This is a genomic window from Leifsonia sp. 2MCAF36, from assembly GCF_052115525.1.
Taxonomy (GTDB): Bacteria; Actinomycetota; Actinomycetes; order Actinomycetales; family Microbacteriaceae; genus Leifsonia.
The window spans coordinates 1-16,909 of record NZ_JBFRGV010000009.1; the positions used below are offsets into that span (position 1 = coordinate 1).

At 70.1% G+C, this 16,909-nt stretch carries 19 protein-coding genes; 12 read left to right on the plus strand and 7 right to left on the minus strand.

What is annotated here, in order from left to right; translation table 11 throughout:
• Positions 1–246 (plus strand): Dyp-type peroxidase (locus tag AB4079_RS14120; protein WP_441787945.1); only part of this gene is annotated, 246 nt, incomplete at its 5' end.
• Positions 247–322: 76 nt separating this feature from the next.
• Positions 323–604 (plus strand): hypothetical protein, encoded by a 282-nt coding sequence (locus tag AB4079_RS14125; protein WP_441787946.1) that lies wholly within the window; start codon positions 323–325, stop codon positions 602–604.
• A gap of 35 nt (positions 605–639) precedes the next feature.
• Here AB4079_RS14125 and sufU read toward each other — a convergent pair whose 3' ends face one another.
• Both sufU and AB4079_RS14135 read right to left on the minus strand, forming a co-directional pair.
• The gene (gene sufU, locus AB4079_RS14130) at positions 640–1,077 is read right to left on the minus strand and encodes a Fe-S cluster assembly sulfur transfer protein SufU (protein WP_441787947.1); all 438 of its coding nucleotides are present in this window, start codon (positions 1,075–1,077) and stop codon (positions 640–642) included.
• Entirely contained in the window at positions 1,074–2,363 is a 1,290-nt protein-coding gene (locus AB4079_RS14135; protein ID WP_441787948.1) for a cysteine desulfurase, read from the minus strand. The genes sufU and AB4079_RS14135 overlap by 4 nt, the downstream gene beginning before the upstream one ends.
• A gap of 99 nt (positions 2,364–2,462) precedes the next feature.
• Here AB4079_RS14135 and AB4079_RS14140 point away from each other — a divergent pair, with 99 nt between their 5' ends.
• The gene (locus AB4079_RS14140) at positions 2,463–2,660 is read left to right on the plus strand and encodes a hypothetical protein (protein WP_441787949.1); all 198 of its coding nucleotides are present in this window, start codon (positions 2,463–2,465) and stop codon (positions 2,658–2,660) included.
• Positions 2,661–2,716: 56 nt separating this feature from the next.
• Positions 2,717–3,520, plus strand: a complete 804-nt coding sequence (locus AB4079_RS14145) for an alpha/beta fold hydrolase (RefSeq protein WP_441787950.1) — start codon at positions 2,717–2,719, stop codon at positions 3,518–3,520.
• Between the two features lie 30 nt (positions 3,521–3,550).
• Here AB4079_RS14145 and AB4079_RS14150 read toward each other — a convergent pair whose 3' ends face one another.
• Positions 3,551–4,954: an MFS transporter gene (locus tag AB4079_RS14150; RefSeq protein WP_441787951.1), complete on the minus strand. Its 1,404-nt coding sequence runs from the start codon at positions 4,952–4,954 to the stop codon at positions 3,551–3,553.
• A gap of 257 nt (positions 4,955–5,211) precedes the next feature.
• Between AB4079_RS14150 and AB4079_RS14155 the strand changes: the two genes are divergently transcribed.
• Both AB4079_RS14155 and AB4079_RS14160 read left to right on the plus strand, forming a co-directional pair.
• On the plus strand, positions 5,212–7,839 hold the full coding sequence (locus AB4079_RS14155) for a DUF4062 domain-containing protein (RefSeq protein ID WP_441787952.1): 2,628 nt from the start codon (positions 5,212–5,214) through the stop codon (positions 7,837–7,839).
• Positions 7,836–8,657, plus strand: a complete 822-nt coding sequence (locus AB4079_RS14160; RefSeq protein WP_441787953.1) for a hypothetical protein — start codon at positions 7,836–7,838, stop codon at positions 8,655–8,657. Before AB4079_RS14155 ends, AB4079_RS14160 begins: the two co-directional genes overlap by 4 nt.
• On the opposite strand, the gene AB4079_RS14165 is transcribed toward AB4079_RS14160, so the two are convergent.
• Together AB4079_RS14165 and AB4079_RS14170 are read right to left on the minus strand one after the other, a co-directional pair.
• Positions 8,658–9,077 (minus strand): type II toxin-antitoxin system VapC family toxin, encoded by a 420-nt coding sequence (locus tag AB4079_RS14165; protein WP_441787954.1) that lies wholly within the window; start codon positions 9,075–9,077, stop codon positions 8,658–8,660.
• Complete coding sequence (locus tag AB4079_RS14170; protein ID WP_441787955.1) at positions 9,074–9,319, minus strand: type II toxin-antitoxin system Phd/YefM family antitoxin; 246 nt, start codon at positions 9,317–9,319, stop codon at positions 9,074–9,076. Before AB4079_RS14170 ends, AB4079_RS14165 begins: the two co-directional genes overlap by 4 nt.
• Positions 9,320–9,445: 126 nt before the next feature.
• Between AB4079_RS14170 and hpaH the strand changes: the two genes are divergently transcribed.
• The 6 genes from hpaH to hpaD all read left to right on the plus strand — a co-directional run bounded on the left by hpaH (position 9,446) and on the right by hpaD (position 16,000).
• Positions 9,446–10,231: a 2-oxo-hept-4-ene-1,7-dioate hydratase gene (gene hpaH, locus AB4079_RS14175; RefSeq protein ID WP_441787956.1), complete on the plus strand. Its 786-nt coding sequence runs from the start codon at positions 9,446–9,448 to the stop codon at positions 10,229–10,231.
• Entirely contained in the window at positions 10,216–11,043 is an 828-nt protein-coding gene (locus tag AB4079_RS14180; protein ID WP_441787957.1) for an HpcH/HpaI aldolase family protein, read from the plus strand. Before hpaH ends, AB4079_RS14180 begins: the two co-directional genes overlap by 16 nt.
• An 85-nt stretch (positions 11,044–11,128) precedes the next feature.
• The gene (locus tag AB4079_RS14185) at positions 11,129–12,562 is read left to right on the plus strand and encodes a fumarylacetoacetate hydrolase family protein (protein WP_441787958.1); all 1,434 of its coding nucleotides are present in this window, start codon (positions 11,129–11,131) and stop codon (positions 12,560–12,562) included.
• Entirely contained in the window at positions 12,544–13,221 is a 678-nt protein-coding gene (locus AB4079_RS14190; RefSeq protein WP_441787959.1) for a GntR family transcriptional regulator, read from the plus strand. Before AB4079_RS14185 ends, AB4079_RS14190 begins: the two co-directional genes overlap by 19 nt.
• Before the next feature lie 26 nt (positions 13,222–13,247).
• The gene (gene hpaE, locus AB4079_RS14195; protein WP_441787960.1) at positions 13,248–14,795 is read left to right on the plus strand and encodes a 5-carboxymethyl-2-hydroxymuconate semialdehyde dehydrogenase; all 1,548 of its coding nucleotides are present in this window, start codon (positions 13,248–13,250) and stop codon (positions 14,793–14,795) included.
• Between the two features lie 71 nt (positions 14,796–14,866).
• Positions 14,867–16,000 (plus strand): 3,4-dihydroxyphenylacetate 2,3-dioxygenase, encoded by a 1,134-nt coding sequence (gene hpaD, locus AB4079_RS14200; protein WP_441787961.1) that lies wholly within the window; start codon positions 14,867–14,869, stop codon positions 15,998–16,000.
• A gap of 100 nt (positions 16,001–16,100) precedes the next feature.
• Here hpaD and AB4079_RS14205 read toward each other — a convergent pair whose 3' ends face one another.
• Both AB4079_RS14205 and AB4079_RS14210 read right to left on the minus strand, forming a co-directional pair.
• On the minus strand, positions 16,101–16,439 hold the full coding sequence (locus AB4079_RS14205; protein ID WP_441787962.1) for a hypothetical protein: 339 nt from the start codon (positions 16,437–16,439) through the stop codon (positions 16,101–16,103).
• A gap of 48 nt (positions 16,440–16,487) precedes the next feature.
• Entirely contained in the window at positions 16,488–16,877 is a 390-nt protein-coding gene (locus AB4079_RS14210; RefSeq protein ID WP_441787963.1) for a VOC family protein, read from the minus strand.
• Positions 16,878–16,909: the final 32 nt, after the last annotated feature.

The following is a 16,909-nucleotide window of genomic DNA, read 5'->3' on the forward strand; positions in this document are numbered from 1 at the left end:
GAGGCGGGCGTCGAGCACGAGATCCTCCGCGACAACATGCCGTTCGGGCGACCCGGCCACGGCGAGTTCGGCACCTACTTCATCGGCTACTCGCGGGCGCTGTGGGTGATCGAGCGGATGCTGGAGCGGATGTTCGTCGGCGACCCGGCTGGCAGCTACGACCGCATCCTCGACTTCTCCACCGCCACCACCGGCGTGACCTTCTTCGCGCCGACCCGATCGTTCCTCGAGGCTCTCGGCGACTGAGCGCGGCGGCACGTTTCGCAACAGGTCGTCATCTTGTTGGCGACGGGATGCGGCGGCGCGGTACAAACAGTCGATCATGTCGCGCATCTTCACGAGCAAGTTCAACCCGGGTCGAGCCCGCTGGGAGCTGGTCGTCACCCCCGAAGGCGACGTCTACGCCTTCCCGCTGACGCTGCCGATCGCCCAGCGGCAGGCGCGGGGCGGCCACAGGCGGTACCTCGTCGGTCACGTCGTGAAGCGCACTCAGGCGTGGACGGCGTCCGGCCCGTCCGGACTGGTCTACGGGACGACGTTCCCGTCGCTGCCCTCCGCCCTCGAAGCCATCGCGGACGAGGTCGACCTGGCGCCGGTGCCCTAAGCGGGCGGATCAGGGACGCGGATCAGGCGGGCGGATCAGGCGGACTTGAGCAGCGCATCCTCCAACGCCACCCAGGGCAGCATCGCGCACTTCACCCGCGTGACGTACTTCGAGACGCCGGCCAGCGCGACCGCGTCGCCGAGCAGCTCCTCGTCGCCCTCCAGGGACCCCTTCGACTGCATGAGTTTGCGGAAGGCTCCGATGGACGCGGCCAGCCGCTCTCGGTCCACCTCGTGCACCAGATCGCTCAACAGGGACGCCGACGCCGTCGAGATCGAGCAGCCGTGGCCCTCCCAGCCGATCGAGAGGATGCGGCCCGCCGCGTCGGTTCGCACGCCGACGGTGACCTCGTCGCCGCAGGTCGGGTTGAACTGGTGCGAGCTCGCCGTCTCGTCGCCCGCGATTCCGTAGCCGTGCTTCTCGCGGGCGTGGTCGAGGATGACCTGCTGGTACAGGTTCTGCAGGTCGCTCATCGCGCACCACCCGTGGTGACGCCGAAGAACACGCGGGCGTCGGCGATCGCCTCGACCGCCGCATCCACTTCGTCGGCCGTGTTGTAGAGGTAGGTGCTGATGCGTGTGCTCGCGGTCGCCCCGAACCGGCGGTGCACGGGCTGCGCGCAGTGGTGGCCGACGCGGACGGCGATACCCCGGTCGTCGAGGAACTGGCCGACATCGTGTGAGTGGATGCCGTCGACCACGACGCTCGCGAGGCCCACGCGCGGCACGCCAGGGCCGGGGCCGAGGATGCGAACGCCCTCGAGCGCGCCGAGCCCGGCCAGCAACCGCTCGCCGAGCGCCTCTTCGTGCGCCTCGATCGCGGGCATCCCGACGCCCTCGAGGTAGTCGACGGCGGCGGCCAGCGCGACGGCCTGCGACACCCGCTGGGTGCCCGCCTCGAACCGCTGCGGGGCCGGGAGGTACTCGGCGCCTTCGAGGGTCACCTGCGTGATCATCGACCCGCCGGTCAGGAAGGGCGGGAGCGCGTTGAGGAGCTCACTGCGGCCGTACAGCGCGCCAACGCCCGTCGGGCCGAGCATCTTGTGCCCAGAGAAGACGGCGAAGTCGACGTCGAGCGCCGGCAGATCAACGGGAAGGTGCGGCACGGACTGGCACGCATCGAGCACGACGACAGCGCCCTGCTCGTGCGCCAGTGCGACCAGTTCGGCGACCGGGTTGATGCCGCCGAGGACGTTGGAGACGTGGGCGAAGGCGACGACCTTCGTCCGCGGCCCGATCAGCTCGGCCGCCTGATCGAGACGCAGTCGCCCGTCGTCGGTGAGCCCGATCACCCGCAGGGTCGCGCCGGTGCGCGCCGCCAGCTCCTGCCACGGGACGAGGTTGGCGTGGTGCTCCGCCTCGGTCACCACGATCTCGTCGCCGGCGGCCAGACGGAACCGTTCGGCGGCGGCACCACCGCGACCGAGGGATGCGTTGGACATCCCGTAGGCGAGAAGGTTGATGCCCTCGGTGGCGTTGGAGGTCCAGACCAGCTCGTCCGGCCGCGCGCCGACGAAGCCGGCGACACGCGCGCGGGCATCCTCGAACAGTTCCGTCGCCTCGCCGGCGACGGTGTGCGCGCCACGGTGCACGGCCGAGGTGTACCGCTCGACGAAGGCACGCTCGGCGTCCAGCACCTGGCGCGGCTTCTGCGAGGTCGCGCCGGAGTCGAGGTAGACGAAGGGGTGGCCGTTCACCTCCCGGGAGAGGATCGGGAAGTCCGCGCGGAGGGCGGCCGTGTCAAGGGTTTCAGTGCGCATACCGGCAACAACGCTACCGGGGCTCTCTTCAATCCCGCTGTATGTGTCGCGGGCGATCGCGCATCCGCGCACCGCACCGGTCGCCAGTAGGCTCTGGACATGGTCGAGCGGACGAACGGATCCCCCTGGTTCTTCATCGTCGGGATCCTGCTCGTCGTGGCCGGGCTGGCCGGACCGCTGCTGGTGGATGCCGCACTGGGCGACGTGCAGTGGCTGGTCCGCGGCGCGGGTGTCCTGGTCGCGATCGGCGGCGGCGTGTTGATCGGGTTCGGGGTGCGGCGGCGTCAGGGACGCTGACGGCGCACGGGCTCGGGCTCTGGCTCGGGCTCGGCGAGGGGCTACGCTGACGTGGCATGAGCACGCTCACCTCCTCCGACGGCAGCAGCATCGCGTACGAGATCGACGGGAGCGGCCCGGCCGTGATCCTCGTCGACGGGGCGCTCTGCTTCCGCGACTCCGGGCCGATGCGTCCGATCGCCGCCGCCCTCCGCGACCGGCTGACCGTCGTGCTGTACGACCGCCGCGGCCGCGGCGCGAGCACGGATTCGCTGGCGAACCCGTCGGCCCGTGCCGATGCGGTCGCCCGTGAGATCGACGACCTCTCCGCCCTGATCGGCGCGGCGGGGGGCTCGGCGGCCCTGTTCGGGATGTCGTCCGGCGGCGGTCTCGCACTGGCGGCCGCGGCGGCGCTCGGTCCGGACATCATTCCGCGGGTGGCGGTCTACGAACCGCCCTACCTGCCGGATCCGATGCTGCCCTCCGCCGAGGCATACACCCGCCAGCTGCTCGCCGCGCTGGCCGAGGGCGACCGTCCCAGCGCCGTCGAACTGTTCCTGCGCCGGGTCGGCGTGCCGGAGGCGGGCATCGAAGGGATGCGGCGCTCCCCCGGCTGGGACGCGACACTCGCCCTCGCGCCGACCCTTGCCTACGATGACGCGGCAATGGGCGACAGCCGCATCCCGGACGAGCTGCTGCAGGCCGTGAGGGCGCCGGTCCTGGGCCTGGCCGGCGAAATGACGCCCGACTTCCTGCGCCTGGGCGCCGAAGGCGTGGCCTCCGGCGCCCAGGACGGGACCTTCGAGATCGTCAGCGGCCAGACCCACGACGTGTCGGGCGAGGCGGTCGCGCCGCACCTGATCCGCTTCGTCGGGGTCTGAGCCCGGCGTCGGCTTCGCGGGCCCTGCGCATCAACCCCGCGCTGTGGCGCCGGCGCGCTCCGGCCGCTCCGCGAATCCGCGAATCGGGCTGACCGTCTGCTCGGCCTCATGGTCCGGGCCGAGCGCGATGCCGGTACGGTCACGCAGAACCAACGTGGCCAGGAGTCCCAGCACCGTCATTCCGGCGAGGTACCAGGTCACCGACAGCGTCGTGCCCGTGGCCTGCACGAGTGCGGTCGCGATGGTCGGCGCGAACGCGCCGCCGATGATGGCGCCGATCGCGTACGAGATCGACACACCCGAGAAGCGGATGGAAGCGGGGAACAGCTCCGAGTACAGCGCCGCCTGCGGCCCGTAGGTGAAGCCGAGCCCGATCGTCAGGATGGCGAGACCGAGGAACAGCAGCACGACGTTCGCCGTGTTGACCAGCGGGAACAGGGTGAACACGCCGACGAGCTGCAGGATCCAGCCGATGATGTAGGTGCTGCGGCGGCCGATGCGGTCGCTCAGCCAGCCGGCGAACCAGGTCGCCGCCAGCCAGGTCACCGCGGAGGCGGCGACCGCCCAGAGCACCGGGCCGCGCTCCAGTTTCAGCGGTCCGTCCGGGCTCGTCGCGTAGTTCTGGATGTAGCCGCCGGTCGTCATGTAGCCGACCGCGTTGTTGCCGGCGAAGACGAACGCGGCAACGATCACGAGCAGCCAGTGCTTGCGGAAGACCTGCACGATCGGCATGCGGGTGCGCTCGCGGCGCTCCGCGATCTCGGTGAAGACCGGGCTCTCCTCGACCCGACGACGCACCCAGTAGCCGATCGCGATGAGGACCACCGAGAACAGGAACGGCACGCGCCAGCCCCACGCGAGGAACGCATCCCCAGGGGCGATCAGGGTCATCAGGGCCATCGCGCCCGACGCGAGCAGCAGGCCGAGCGGGACGCCGATCTGCGGCGATGCACCGAATAGCCCGCGCTTGGCGGTGGGCGCGTGCTCGACGGCCATCAGCACGGCACCGCCCCACTCACCACCGGCAGAGATCCCCTGGAGGACCCGCAGCAAGATGAGCAGGACGGGCGCGGCGACACCGATCGCGTCGTACGTGGGAAGCAGACCGACCAGGGCGGTGGCGAGACCCATCAGGATCAGGGTCACCACCAGCACCTGACGCCGCCCGTAGCGGTCGCCGAAGTGACCGGCGAGGAACGCCCCAAGCGGCCGGAACAGGAAACTCACGCCGACCGTGAGGAACGACAGCACGGTCGCGAACTGGGGACCGGCCGGCGCGAAGAACAGCTGGCCGAAGACGAGGCCGGCCGCCGAGGCGTAGATGAAGAAGTCGTACCACTCGACGGTGGTACCGATCACCGTCGCGAAGACGACCCGGCGGCGGTCCACGTGCGATCGAATGCTTCCGGTGGGTGTGAAAGGGGATGTGCTCATCGTTGTGTACTCCCGAGGTGGTGCAGACATCATTGTCCGGAGCGGCGCTCCGATTCCGGCAATGATATACGATTTCACATCCAACGCAACGGCCCCTGACCGCACCGTGTTCGCCCCGCCATCGAGTCCTCACAAAGTGCACGCGACACGCCACGTGGGCGTGCACTTTGTGAGGACTCGACGGTGGGGCGGTGGAGAGGTGGAGAGGTGGAGCTGGGGCCTGGTGCGAGGCGGGTCCGGGGGCAGACAATGCGGACATGAGCGCGGGGCATCCCGTGATCCGTACGCCCGACCAGCGGCTGCGGGTCTTCGTCAGTTCGACCCTCAAGGAGCTCGCCGCCGAACGGCATGCGGCACGCTCCGCCATCGAGCGTCTGCATCTCGCGCCCGTGATGTTCGAACTCGGCGCGCGACCGCATCCCCCGCGGGAGCTCTACCGCGCCTACCTCGAACAGAGCGACGTCTTCGTCGGCCTCTACTGGGAGCGCTACGGCTGGGTCGCACCCGACGAGCAGGTCTCGGGCCTTGAGGACGAATACAACCTCTGCCCGCCCGACCTTCCGCGCCTCATGTACATCAAGTCCCCCGCGCCCGGCCGCGAGCCCCGGCTGACGGAGTTGCTCGACCGCATCCGAACCGACGACCGTGCGTCCTTCAAGTACATCGAGTCCTCCCAGGAGCTGGAAGTGCTGCTGGAGGCGGACCTCGCCGTGCTGCTCGCCGAGCGGTTCGAGCTGAGCCGCGCCGCGACCACGGGGAGGACGACACCGGTCGCGTCGCTCGCGACCGCGAGCCCCGAACCAGCGGTGTCCCTCCCGTCCCCGCTGACTCCGCTCATCGGCCGCGAAGAAGACGTCGCGGCCGTGCGCGCGATGCTGGTCGGGGGCGCCCGGCTGCTGACCATCACCGGCCCGGGCGGGATCGGCAAGAGCCGGCTGGCGATCGCCGCCGCGTCCGGGATGAGCGAGAGCTTTCCCGACGGCTCCGTGTTCGTCGACGTCGCGCCCGTCCACGACCGGGCGGGCCTGACCGGCGCGCTCGCCCGGGCACTCGGGGTGCGCGACACAGGCGACGCACCCCTGGACGAGAAGGTGTCCACCGCGCTCGGGAACCGCCGCATGCTGCTCCTGCTCGACAATTTCGAGCAGGCGCTCTCCGCCGCGCCGGCCGTGACAGCGCTTCTCGCTGCCGCACCCGCGCTGAGCGCCCTGGTCACCAGCCGGTCGCTGCTCCGGGTGAGCGGCGAGCGCAGCTACGACCTCGGCCCGCTGCCGGCCGACACCGCGGCGGCGCTCTTCGTCGAACGCGCCCATGCGGTGCGTCCTGACTTCGAGATCACGCCCGCCAATGCGAACGATGTCGCGCGGATCTGCGCGGCGCTCGACGGCGTCCCGCTGGCCATCGAGCTGGCCGCTGCCCGCATCCGGGTCCTGCCCCCGGCCGACCTGGCACGCCGCCTCGACCGTCGCCTTCCCCTGCTCGTGGGCGGCGCGCGCGACCTCCCGGAGCGCCAACGCACCCTGCGGGCGACCATCGAGTGGAGCACGCAACTGCTCGATGCACCGGAACGCACGCTGCTGGCGCGGCTCGGCGTCTTCGAGGGCGGCTTCAGCCTGGAAGCGGCCGAGTCGGTAGCCGCAGCGTCGGTCGCCGAGACGGCACCGCCGGACTCGAGTGTCGCCGACACCCTTTCCTCGCTCGCCGCGCTGGTGGACAGCAGCCTCGTCCGCCAGCACGACGATATGCACGAGTCCCGCTTCTCGTTGCTGGCCACCGTTCGGGAGTACGCGCTGGAGCAGCTGGAGCGAGAAGGTGCCCTGCCGGACGCGCGTGCGGCGCACGCCGCCTACTTCGCGGCGCTCGGCGAGCGCGCGGACCCCGAGCTGGAGGGCGGCGCCCAGCACGACTGGGTGATGCGACTCGGCAACGACGCCGGCAACCTCCGCGCCGCCGCGCGCTACCTGCTCGGCCAGCGCGACTGGGAGCGCGCGGCGCACTTCGCCTGGAGCCTGTACGTCTACTGGTGGGTGGCCGGACTGCTCGGCGAGGTGAGGGGGTGGATGGAGCAGCTGCTCGCGAGCGGCGACCCACTCACCGACCGCACCCGCGCCATCGCGCTGTATTACACCCAGGCGATCGCGTTCTGGCAGGACCACGAGGGCACCGTCGTCACCCGGCTGACGGAGAGCGCCGACCTGTTCCACCGCTCGGACGACGCCGACGGGGAAGCGCTGGCCCTGATCTCCTACGCGCTGGCCGTGCTCGCGTCGCCCGAGCCGGATCCGGCCGCCGCCGACCAGGCGATGGAGAACAGCCTCGCGCTGTTCCGCACCCGCGGCGATCGCTGGGGGCAGGCGATGGCGCTCGTCATGCTCGGGCGCGTCGCCCTCCTCCGGCAGCAGGTGGATTCGGCCCTCGGGAACTTCGAGGAAAGCCTGACCTTGGCCCGCGAGAACGGGGACGAGCTCGGCGTCACGATCGCCCAGCACCACCGCGGGTGGGCACGCCTGCTTCTCGGCGACCCGGCCGGCGCGACGTCGGACTTCGCCGCCTGCCTGGCACTGTCGAGCCGGCTCCAACATGTGGAGGGGGTCGCCTACGCGCTGGAGGGGCTCGTGGCGGTTGCGGCTCTCGGCGGGGATGTCGTGCGGGCCGGCCGGCTGCTCGGCGCCTCCCGCACCCTCCGCGAGCGCACCGGGTTGCACAACGCTCCCGCTTTCTCGTTCCATCAGCTTTTCGTCGACCGGATGCTGGCGGCGGGAGCCGACCCCGGCGCGTTCGCTGTGGCGGTCGACGCGGGGCGGGCGCTCTCGGTGGCGGAGGCCGAGGCGGAAGCGAAGGGCCACGAGGCGCACGGTGACGGATCGCCGAGGCAAGCGGAGTGAGCGACCGCATCCATCCCTACACGCGCGTCGTCGGCGCGATCATCGTCCCGTTCCTCGTGGCGGCGTTCATGCTGCTGTACCCGCTGGCCGCCACGACGGACCGGTTCTTCGCGTGGACCATCCTGCCGCCGATCACCGCGATGCTCCTGGGCAGCGCCTACGGCGGCGGCATCGTGTTCTTCGTGCATGTGGTCCGGCCGAACCGGTGGCACGCGGTCCGCTACGGTTTCCCCGCCGTGCTCCTTTTCTCCGTACTGCTCGCGATGGCGACATTCATCCATCTCGACAGGTTCCATTTCGGCTTCCTGGCCTTCGACGTCTGGGTCACGCTCTACGTCACGACGCCCTTCCTCGTCGTCGCCGCGATGATCGTCAATCGCGGCGAGGACTCTCGTCGCCCGGCCGAGCGCGACGTCGCCCTGCCGGGTTGGGTCCGCCTCCTCTTGGCTCTGATCGGTCTCTGCTCGCTGGCCGTCGGACTCGTCCTGTTCGTCGCTCCGCAGTTCGGCATGTCCGTGTGGGCGTGGACGCTCACCCCGCTGACGGCCCGCGTCTGCGGCGCCATCCTGACGCTCCCCGGGATGGTGAACCTGTGGATGCTGCGCGACGCACGGTGGAGCGCCTTCCGCCAGATCTTCCAGGCGCAGTTGGTCGGCCTGGGCCTGATCCTGCTCGCCCTCGCGCTGCGGGGAGGAGAGCTGCTGTGGACGCGACCCGCGGCGCCGGTGCTGGTCTGCGGCCTGGTCCTCTCATTCATCGCCTATTCCGCCCTGTACATCTGGGCGGAACGGCGGCGGCCCGGACACCAACGTGTCTGACTAAGCGCCGCTCTCCCACGGGCTGAAGAGCGGGACACGGAACGTGCGGAAGTTGCGCGTATTCCGTGTGACGACAGCGAGGCCGTTCACCTCGGCGGTCGCTGCGATGAGCGCGTCTGCCTGGGGCCGCGGATCTGGCACGTGGTAACCGGCAGCCACGGCGGCGACCTCCTGGTCGACGGGGAGGATGCGTTCGGCGAAAGCCTCCAGGACCTCGTCGATCCAGACCCGCAGGTCGGCTCCCTGCTCCGGATCGCTGCGCTCTTTGCGTGCAGCGCCCAACTCGATTTCGAACACCGTCATCGCGGACAGGTGCAGCGAATACGGATTCTGCGACTCCAGCCACCGCACGACAGCGGCATCCGCACGATCAGGCCGTCGCGTCGCGGAGAGCACCATCGTGTCGATGAGCCACTTCACAGCTCGACGTCCCGGGCGTCGATGGTGGCGCGTGGGAATTCGTAATCGAAGTCGCCCCTGGTGTCTTGGCGGAGCATTTCGACGATGTTGCGCTGCCTACCGGAGAGTCGTTCGTACTCCGCGTACGTCAGGAGCACGAACGACGGCTCCCCGCGGTCGGTGATGATCAGCGGTTCCGAGGCCGCGCTCCTCTTGGCCGCGGAGGTGTCTTGGTTGAATGCTCGTGCCGTGATGATCGCCATACCGCCTCTTCGATGTTTCTACGTAGACACAACATAACACGACCGATGGATGCCCGCGCGGCCGGAAATGATATACGATCCCTGGCAGGGCGATCGCCCTCCTCCGACGTCGAAGGGAGCCCTCCGGTGCTCGACAGCCCGACCATCCGGCAGATCGCGGACGAGCTGGCCGCGGCCGAGCGCGACCGCACCACGGTCCCGCTCCTCACCGCCCGCCACCCGGACATGACGGTCGAGGACTCCTATGCCGTCCAGAGGGTGTGGGTCGAACGCGGCCTCGCCGATGGCCGGAGGCTGGTCGGCCGCAAGATCGGCCTCACGTCGAAGGTGATGCAGCAGGCCACGGGTATCACCGAGCCGGACTACGGCGCCATCTTCGCCGACATGGTCTACGAGACCGGGTCGGTCATCCCCTTCGACCAGTTCTCCAACGTCCGCATCGAGGTCGAGCTGGCGTTCGTGCTGCGGTCCGCGCTGGAGGGCCCGGAGGTCACGCTGTACGACGTGCTGGATGCGACGAAGTACGTCGTCCCGGCGCTCGAGATCCTCTCCTCCCGCATCGAGATGCAGGGCCGCACCATCGTCGACACCATCTCGGACAACGCCGCGATGGGCGGGATGGTGGTGGGCGGCCGCCCCGTCGCGGTGGATGCCGTCGACCTGCGCTGGGTCGCCGCCCTGCTGTACCGCAACGAGACGATCGAGGAGTCCGGGGTCGCCGCCGCCGTCCTCGACCATCCTGCGTCCGGTGTCGCCTGGCTCGCCAACAAGCTCGCCCAGCACGGGACGCGGCTGGAGGCCGGCGACATCGTCCTCGCCGGCTCGTTCACCCGCCCGATGTGGGTGGAGCGCGGCGACACCGTCCACGCCGACTACGGAACCCTGGGGGCCGTCACATGCCGATTCGTCTGAACCCGTTCGAGCACACCCCGACGCCGACTTTCGCCGACCGGCTCCGCGAGGCCGACCGCACTCTGTTCGGGATGTGGTCGTGCGGCGGCAGCCCGCTGGTCGCCGAGATCTGCGCGGGCAGCGGCCTGGACATCGTGCTGATCGACGGCGAGCACTCCCCCGTCGGGCTGGAGTCGATCCTGAGCCAGCTGCAGGCGGTCGCCGCCTATCCCGTCGTGCCGGTCGTGCGTGCGCCATACGGCGACACGGTCATCCTCAAGCAGCTGCTCGACCTGGGCGCGCAGAACGTCCTCGTACCGATGGTCGACAGCGTGGAGCAGGCCGAGGCGATGGTCCGCGCTGTCCGCTACCCGCCGCAGGGTGTGCGCGGCGTCGGCAGTGCGCTCGCCCGCTCGTCGCGCTGGAGCCGCATCCCGGACTACCTGGCGCGCGCGAGCGAACTGGTCTCGTTGAGCGTGCAAATCGAGACGGCGGATGGGCTGGACGCCGCAGCCGGGATCGCGGCGGTCGACGGCGTGGACGCGCTCCTGGTCGGCCCCGCCGACCTCGCCGCCTCGATGGGGCTGCTCGGCCAGCAGAACCACCCGGATGTGGTGGCGGCTGTGGAGCGGGTGATCGTTGCCGGAGTCGACGCAGGCACCCCCGTCGGCGTGAACGCCTTCGACCCTGCCACCGCCGAGCGCTACGCCGCCGCCGGCGCGGCCTATGTGCTCGTCGGAGCCGACGTGACGCTGCTCGCCCGAGCCTCCGAGGCGCTGGCCGAGCGGTTCATCGGCGCCTCCCCCGAGGCGCCCGCTGCTGCGAGTTATTGAACGCATTGCCAACGGTGGACAAATTGTATATGATTTCGGATATGGTCCGCGAGACCCAGTCCCCGACGACGAGGAGCCCCACCCCGTGAATGACATCAGCCGGCCCGGCAAGATCATCGCGGTGCACCTCAACTACCGGTCGCGTGCCGCCCAGCGTGGCCGCACTCCGGCCCAGCCGTCGTACTTCTTCAAGCCGTCCTCCTCCATCGCCGGCACCGGCGGCGAACTGGAGCGCCCAGCCGGCACCGAACTGCTGGCTTTCGAGGGCGAGATCGCCCTGATCATCGGCCGCACCGCCCGGCGCGTCAAGCCAGAGGAGGGCTGGGAGTTCGTCTCCGGCGTCACGGCCGCCAACGACTTCGGCCTCTACGACCTGCGTGCTGCCGACAAAGGCTCCAACCTCCGCTCGAAAGGCGGCGACGGTTTCACACCGCTCGGGCCCGTCGTCCTCCCGGCCGCCGAGCTCGATCCGGATGCGCTCCGCGTCCGCACCTGGCTCAACGGCGACCTGGTCCAGGAGGGCACCACCGACGACCTCCTCTTCCCCTTCGGGCGCCTGATCGCCGACCTCTCGCAGCTGATGACCCTGGAGCCCGGCGACATCATCCTCACCGGCACCCCGGCGGGCTCGTCGGTGACCGTTCCCGGCGACACCGTCGAGGTGGAGGTGGATGCGCCCCGCGCACCCGGAGCTCCCAGCACCGGCCGTCTGGTCACGCGCATCACCGAGGGCAGCATCCCCTTCGGCGACTTCGGCACCAAACCCAGCGTCGACGACCTGCAGCGCGCGGAGGCGTACGGCACCCCTCCGACTCCGGGGTTCGTGCTGACGGACGAATTGCGGGCCAAGCTGGCCAGCGTCGCCACCGCCACCCTCAGCTCGCAGCTGCGCAAGCGCGGACTCGACAATGTGAGCATCGACGGCCTCACCTCCACCCGCCCTGGAGTGAAAGTGGTCGGGACGGCGCGGACGCTCCGCTACATCCCCAGCCGCGAGGACCTCTTCGCCTCCCACGGCGGCGGGTACAACGCCCAAAAGCGTGCCTTCGACTCCGTCGGCGCCGGCGAGGTGCTGGTCATCGAGGCGCGAGGAGAGCGCGGCAGCGGCACCGTCGGCGACGTGCTGGCTCTCCGCGCGCAGGTCAACGGCGCGGCCGGTATCGTCACCGACGGCGGCGTGCGCGACCTCGCGGTGGTCGCCGCTCTCGACATCCCGACCTACCACAACGGTCCCCATCCCGCGGTCCTCGGCCGGAAGCACGTGCCCTGGGACACCGACGTCACCGTCGCCTGCGGCGGCGCGTCCGTACAGCCGGGCGATGTGATCGTCGGCGATGCGGATGGGCTGCTCGTCATCCCGCCGCCCCTCGTCGAGGAGGTCGTCGCCGACGCCATCGAGCAGGAGCGCCAGGAGGAGTTCATCGCCGAGCAGGTGTCGGAAGGCGCCCGCGTCGACGGCCTGTTCCCGATGAACGCCGAATGGAAAGAGAGGTACCGCGCATGGCTGACGCAGCGCTGAAGGCCGCGCCGAGCAAGTCGCAGCTCGCCTACGACTTCGTCCGCGCCCGCATCGACGACGGGCGGTACGTCTCCGGCTTCCGGCTCGTGCTCGGTCAGATCGCCGGCGAACTCGGCGTCAGCGTCGTCCCGGTGCGTGAGGCCATCCGGCGACTAGAGGCGGAAGGCTTGGTGACGTTCGAGAAGAACGTCGGCGCCCAGGTCGCCCTGCTGCAGGAGGCCGAGTACACCTACACGATGGAGACGCTCGCGCTCGTGGAGGGCGCGGCGACCCAGCTGTCCGCACCCCTGCTCACCGCGGACCACCTCGAGCGGGCCCGGGCGGTGAACCGCGAGATGATCGCGTGCCTCGACGACTTCATCCCGCACCGTTTCACGCAGCTCAACCAAGAGTTCCACGCGGTGCTGTTCGAAGAGTGCCCGAACCCGCACATCCTGGACCTCGTGCACCGCGGCTGGAACCGCCTCACGGTGCTGCGCGACTCCACCTTCAGCTTCGTGCCCGGACGCGCCCGCGAGTCGGTCGACGAGCACGAGCACATCGTCGCCCTCATCGAGTCCGGCGCCGACGCGCTCGAGATCGAACTCGCCGCTCGCCGCCACCGGCTGGCGACGCTGGACTCGCTGCACGCGTACCAGAACGAGCACAAGCAGCACTGACCGTACCCACCGACAGGAGGCCGCGCATGGCGCAGCACCACATCCCCGAAAACCTTCCGGAGAACATCCAGCACTTCATCGACGGCGAGTTCGTCGACAGCGTTTCGGGCAAAACGTTCGACGTGCTCGACCCGGTCTCCAACGAGACCTACGTGCAGGCCGCCGCCGGGCAGAAGGAGGACATCGACCTCGCCGTCGCCGCCGCCAACCGGGCCTTCAGGGACGGCCCGTGGCCCCGGATGAAGCCGCGCGAGCGCGCTCGGGTGTTGAACCGCATCGCCGACGCCGTCGAGGCTCAGGATGCGCGCCTCGCGGAGCTCGAGACCTTCGACACCGGGCTGCCGATCACGCAGGCCCTCGGCCAGGCCCAGCGCGCGGCCGAGAACTTCCGCTTCTTCGCCGACCTGATCGTGGCGCAGGCCGACGACGCCTACAAGGTGCCGGGCAGCCAGCTCAACTACGTCAACCGCAAGCCGATCGGCGTCGCCGGTCTGATCACGCCGTGGAACACGCCGTTCATGCTGGAGAGCTGGAAGCTGGCGCCCGCACTGGCGACGGGCAACACGGTCGTCCTGAAGCCGGCCGAGTTCACGCCACTGTCGGCCAGCCTCTGGGCCGAGATCTTCCGCGCTGCGGGGGTTCCCGACGGTGTCTTCAACCTCGTCAACGGACTCGGCGAGGAGGCGGGCGACGCACTGGTCAAGCATCCGGATGTGCCGCTCATCTCCTTCACCGGCGAGAGCCGTACCGGGCAGATCATCTTCGCCAACGCCGCGCCGTTCCTGAAGGGCCTGTCGATGGAGCTCGGCGGCAAGTCCCCCGCCGTCGTCTTCGCCGACGCCGACCTGGACGCCGCGATCGACTCCACCCTGTTCGGCGTGTTCTCGCTCAACGGGGAGCGCTGCACGGCCGGCTCGCGCATCCTCGTCGAGCGTCCGGTCTACGAGGAGTTCCTCACCCGGTACGCCGAGCGGGCGAAGAACATCGTGGTCGGTGACCCGCACGACCCGAAGACCGAGGTCGGCGCGCTCGTCCACCCGGAGCACTACGAGAAGGTCATGAGCTACGTCGAGATCGGCAAGCAGGAGGGCCGGCTCCTGGCCGGCGGCGGCCGCCCGGAGGGTCTGGAGACCGGCAACTACGTCGCCCCGACCGTTTTCGCGGACGTCGCACCCGACGCTCGGATCTTCCAGGAGGAGATCTTCGGCCCGGTCGTCTCGATCAGCCCCTTCGACACCGACGAAGAAGCGCTGGAGCTCGCCAACGGCGTCCGCTACGGGCTCGCCGCCTACCTCTGGACCAGCGACCTGCAGCGCGCGCACACCTTCGCACAGAACGTCGAAGCCGGGATGGTGTGGCTCAATTCGCACAACGTCCGCGACCTGCGCACACCGTTCGGCGGAGTGAAGGCGTCCGGACTGGGGCACGAGGGCGGGTACCGCTCCATCGACTTCTACACCGACCAGCAGGCCGTCCACATCACGCTGGGTCCCGTCCACACCGCCCGGTTCGGAGCGACCGTCCATCAGCCCGAGGAGGCTGCGGAAGCCGCCGAAGACGCGGGCGACGCCTGACCCGGCACACGAGAACGCACCGGACCCACACACTCGACCCACGACGCACTCAACGCAGAGGAAGCACCACCATGACCATCACCCACGGCTCCCCGGAGCCCACTGTGACCGAGACCAACCCGATCCCGGCGCCGACCGACCGCATCCGCACCCCGAAGTCCGCCCCGCCGGATGTGGTCCGCTGCGCCTACATGGAGCTGGTCGTCACCGACCTCGCGGCCAGCCGGGAATTCTACGTCGACGTGCTGGACCTGGTGGTCACCGAGGAGGACGAGAACGCCGTCTACCTGCGGTCGTTCGAGGAGTTCATCCACCACAACCTGGTGCTGCGCAAGGGTCCGGTCGCTGCCGTCGCCGCGTTCGCCTACCGCGTCCGCACCCCCGAAGACCTGGACCGTGCCGTCGAGTTCTACACCGAGCTCGGCTGCCGCGTCGAGCGCCGGGCGGACGGGTTCACGAAGGGCGTGGGTGACTCCGTGCGCGTGGAGGACCCGCTCGGCTTCCCGTACGAGTTCTTCTACGAGGTCGAGCACGTGGAGCGTCTGGCCTGGCGCTACGAGCTGTACACGCCGGGCGCCCTGGTCCGCATCGACCACTTCAACCAGGTCACTCCCGACGTGCCGCGTGCCGTCGCCTACATGGAGGACCTGGGCTTCCGGGTGACCGAGGACATCCAGGACGAGGCGGGCACCACCTACGCCGCCTGGATGCGCCGCAAGCCGACCGTGCACGACACCGCCATGACCGGCGGAGACGGACCGCGGATGCACCACGTCGCCTTCGCCACGCACGAGAAGCACAACATCATCGCGATCTGCGACAAGCTCGGCGCACTCCGCCGCAGCGACTGCATCGAGCGCGGCCCGGGACGCCACGGCGTCTCGAACGCGTTCTACCTGTACCTGCGCGACCCCGACGGCCACCGCGTCGAGATCTACACGCAGGACTACTACACGGGAGACCCGGACAACCCTGTCGTCACCTGGGATGTGCACGACAACCAGCGCCGCGACTGGTGGGGCAACCCCGTCGTGCCGTCGTGGTACACCGAGGCGTCGACCGTGCTCGACCTCGACGGCAACCCGCAGCCGCTGACCACGCGCACCGACGACTCCGAGATGGACGTCACCATCGGCGCCGACGGCTTCTCGTACACCCGCAAGGACGACGAGCCGCAGGGTTTCAAGCTCGGCGCCCAGCTCTAGCCGGCCTCCTGCGCCATCCGCGGCGGCGTCTGCGGTCGTTCGTCACGTGCGCGGCGGGGCGCCCGCCCGCGAACGTGACAAACGGCGGCGCTGAAAAGCGCTAGCGGGAGCCGAGCTGCGAGCCCACCATGCTGTAGCCGCCGCGCGGGTCGGGCGACGGCTGGGGTTCGTCGAACCGGGGATTGGGGCGGCCGGATGCACTTTCGGGTACGCGGTGGGCGCGCCGGGCGGCGAGGATGCCCACGACGGTCGCGGCGAGCAGCACGACACCGAGGGCGACGAGCGCCCATCCGACCGGCTCACCACGCGTGAGCAGGACGACACCGAACGGCGCGGCCAACCACGTGCCGAGACCCGTCACGCAACTCAGCACCACCAGCAGCGTCACCCGCCGTCGCCGACGTTCGTCCCGCTGCAGACCCTCCATCAGTGCGCTCATGAGCGAACACCCCCTCGGCCACACACTAGTGGAGGAGCGGGTCGGGCGTCAGGGGCTCTCGACCACCTCGAACCGGTTGCCGTCCGGGTCGTGGGCCGCGAACATCGCCGGCACTCCCGGCCAGCGCAGCAGCTCCCCCACCTCCGCCCCGCGCTCGCTCAGCGCCTCGTACGCGCGCCCCGCGTCCCGTGCCTCGAAGCGGATACCCGTCTCCACGCCCGAGGGTGTCGACTCGTTCGCGAGAACGAGGGACACCGACACCGCGGCTCCCGTCGGCGCGAGCATGATCCAGCGTCCGCCGATCTGCGGGAGCGGGGCGTCGACGCGCACCTCGAGCCCGAGCACGTCACGGTAGAAGGCGAGCGCGCGATCCTGGTCCACGACCGGGATGCCGATGGTGTTCACGCCGACGATGCCGACGCCATTCGTGTCCGTCATGGCGGCATCCTGCACCGTCGGTGAGGCGTTGG

What these genes read in the sequence shown, in the direction of transcription:
- sufU (WP_441787947.1), bottom strand. Translation starts at nt 1,077, where the DNA reads ATGAGCGACCTGCAGAACCTGTACCAGCAGGTCATCCTCGACCACGCC.
- AB4079_RS14135 (WP_441787948.1), bottom strand. Translation starts at nt 2,363, where the DNA reads ATGCGCACTGAAACCCTTGACACGGCCGCCCTCCGCGCGGACTTCCCG.
- hpaD (WP_441787961.1), top strand. Translation starts at nt 14,867, where the DNA reads ATGACCATCACCCACGGCTCCCCGGAGCCCACTGTGACCGAGACCAAC.
- AB4079_RS14155 (WP_441787952.1), top strand. Translation starts at nt 5,212, where the DNA reads ATGAGCGCGGGGCATCCCGTGATCCGTACGCCCGACCAGCGGCTGCGG.
- AB4079_RS14180 (WP_441787957.1), top strand. Translation starts at nt 10,216, where the DNA reads ATGCCGATTCGTCTGAACCCGTTCGAGCACACCCCGACGCCGACTTTC.
- AB4079_RS14205 (WP_441787962.1), bottom strand. Translation starts at nt 16,439, where the DNA reads ATGAGCGCACTGATGGAGGGTCTGCAGCGGGACGAACGTCGGCGACGG.
- AB4079_RS14125 (WP_441787946.1), top strand. Translation starts at nt 323, where the DNA reads ATGTCGCGCATCTTCACGAGCAAGTTCAACCCGGGTCGAGCCCGCTGG.
- AB4079_RS14210 (WP_441787963.1), bottom strand. Translation starts at nt 16,877, where the DNA reads ATGACGGACACGAATGGCGTCGGCATCGTCGGCGTGAACACCATCGGC.
- hpaE (WP_441787960.1), top strand. Translation starts at nt 13,248, where the DNA reads ATGGCGCAGCACCACATCCCCGAAAACCTTCCGGAGAACATCCAGCAC.
- AB4079_RS14140 (WP_441787949.1), top strand. Translation starts at nt 2,463, where the DNA reads ATGGTCGAGCGGACGAACGGATCCCCCTGGTTCTTCATCGTCGGGATC.
- AB4079_RS14145 (WP_441787950.1), top strand. Translation starts at nt 2,717, where the DNA reads ATGAGCACGCTCACCTCCTCCGACGGCAGCAGCATCGCGTACGAGATC.
- AB4079_RS14170 (WP_441787955.1), bottom strand. Translation starts at nt 9,319, where the DNA reads ATGGCGATCATCACGGCACGAGCATTCAACCAAGACACCTCCGCGGCC.
- AB4079_RS14150 (WP_441787951.1), bottom strand. Translation starts at nt 4,954, where the DNA reads ATGAGCACATCCCCTTTCACACCCACCGGAAGCATTCGATCGCACGTG.
- AB4079_RS14190 (WP_441787959.1), top strand. Translation starts at nt 12,544, where the DNA reads ATGGCTGACGCAGCGCTGAAGGCCGCGCCGAGCAAGTCGCAGCTCGCC.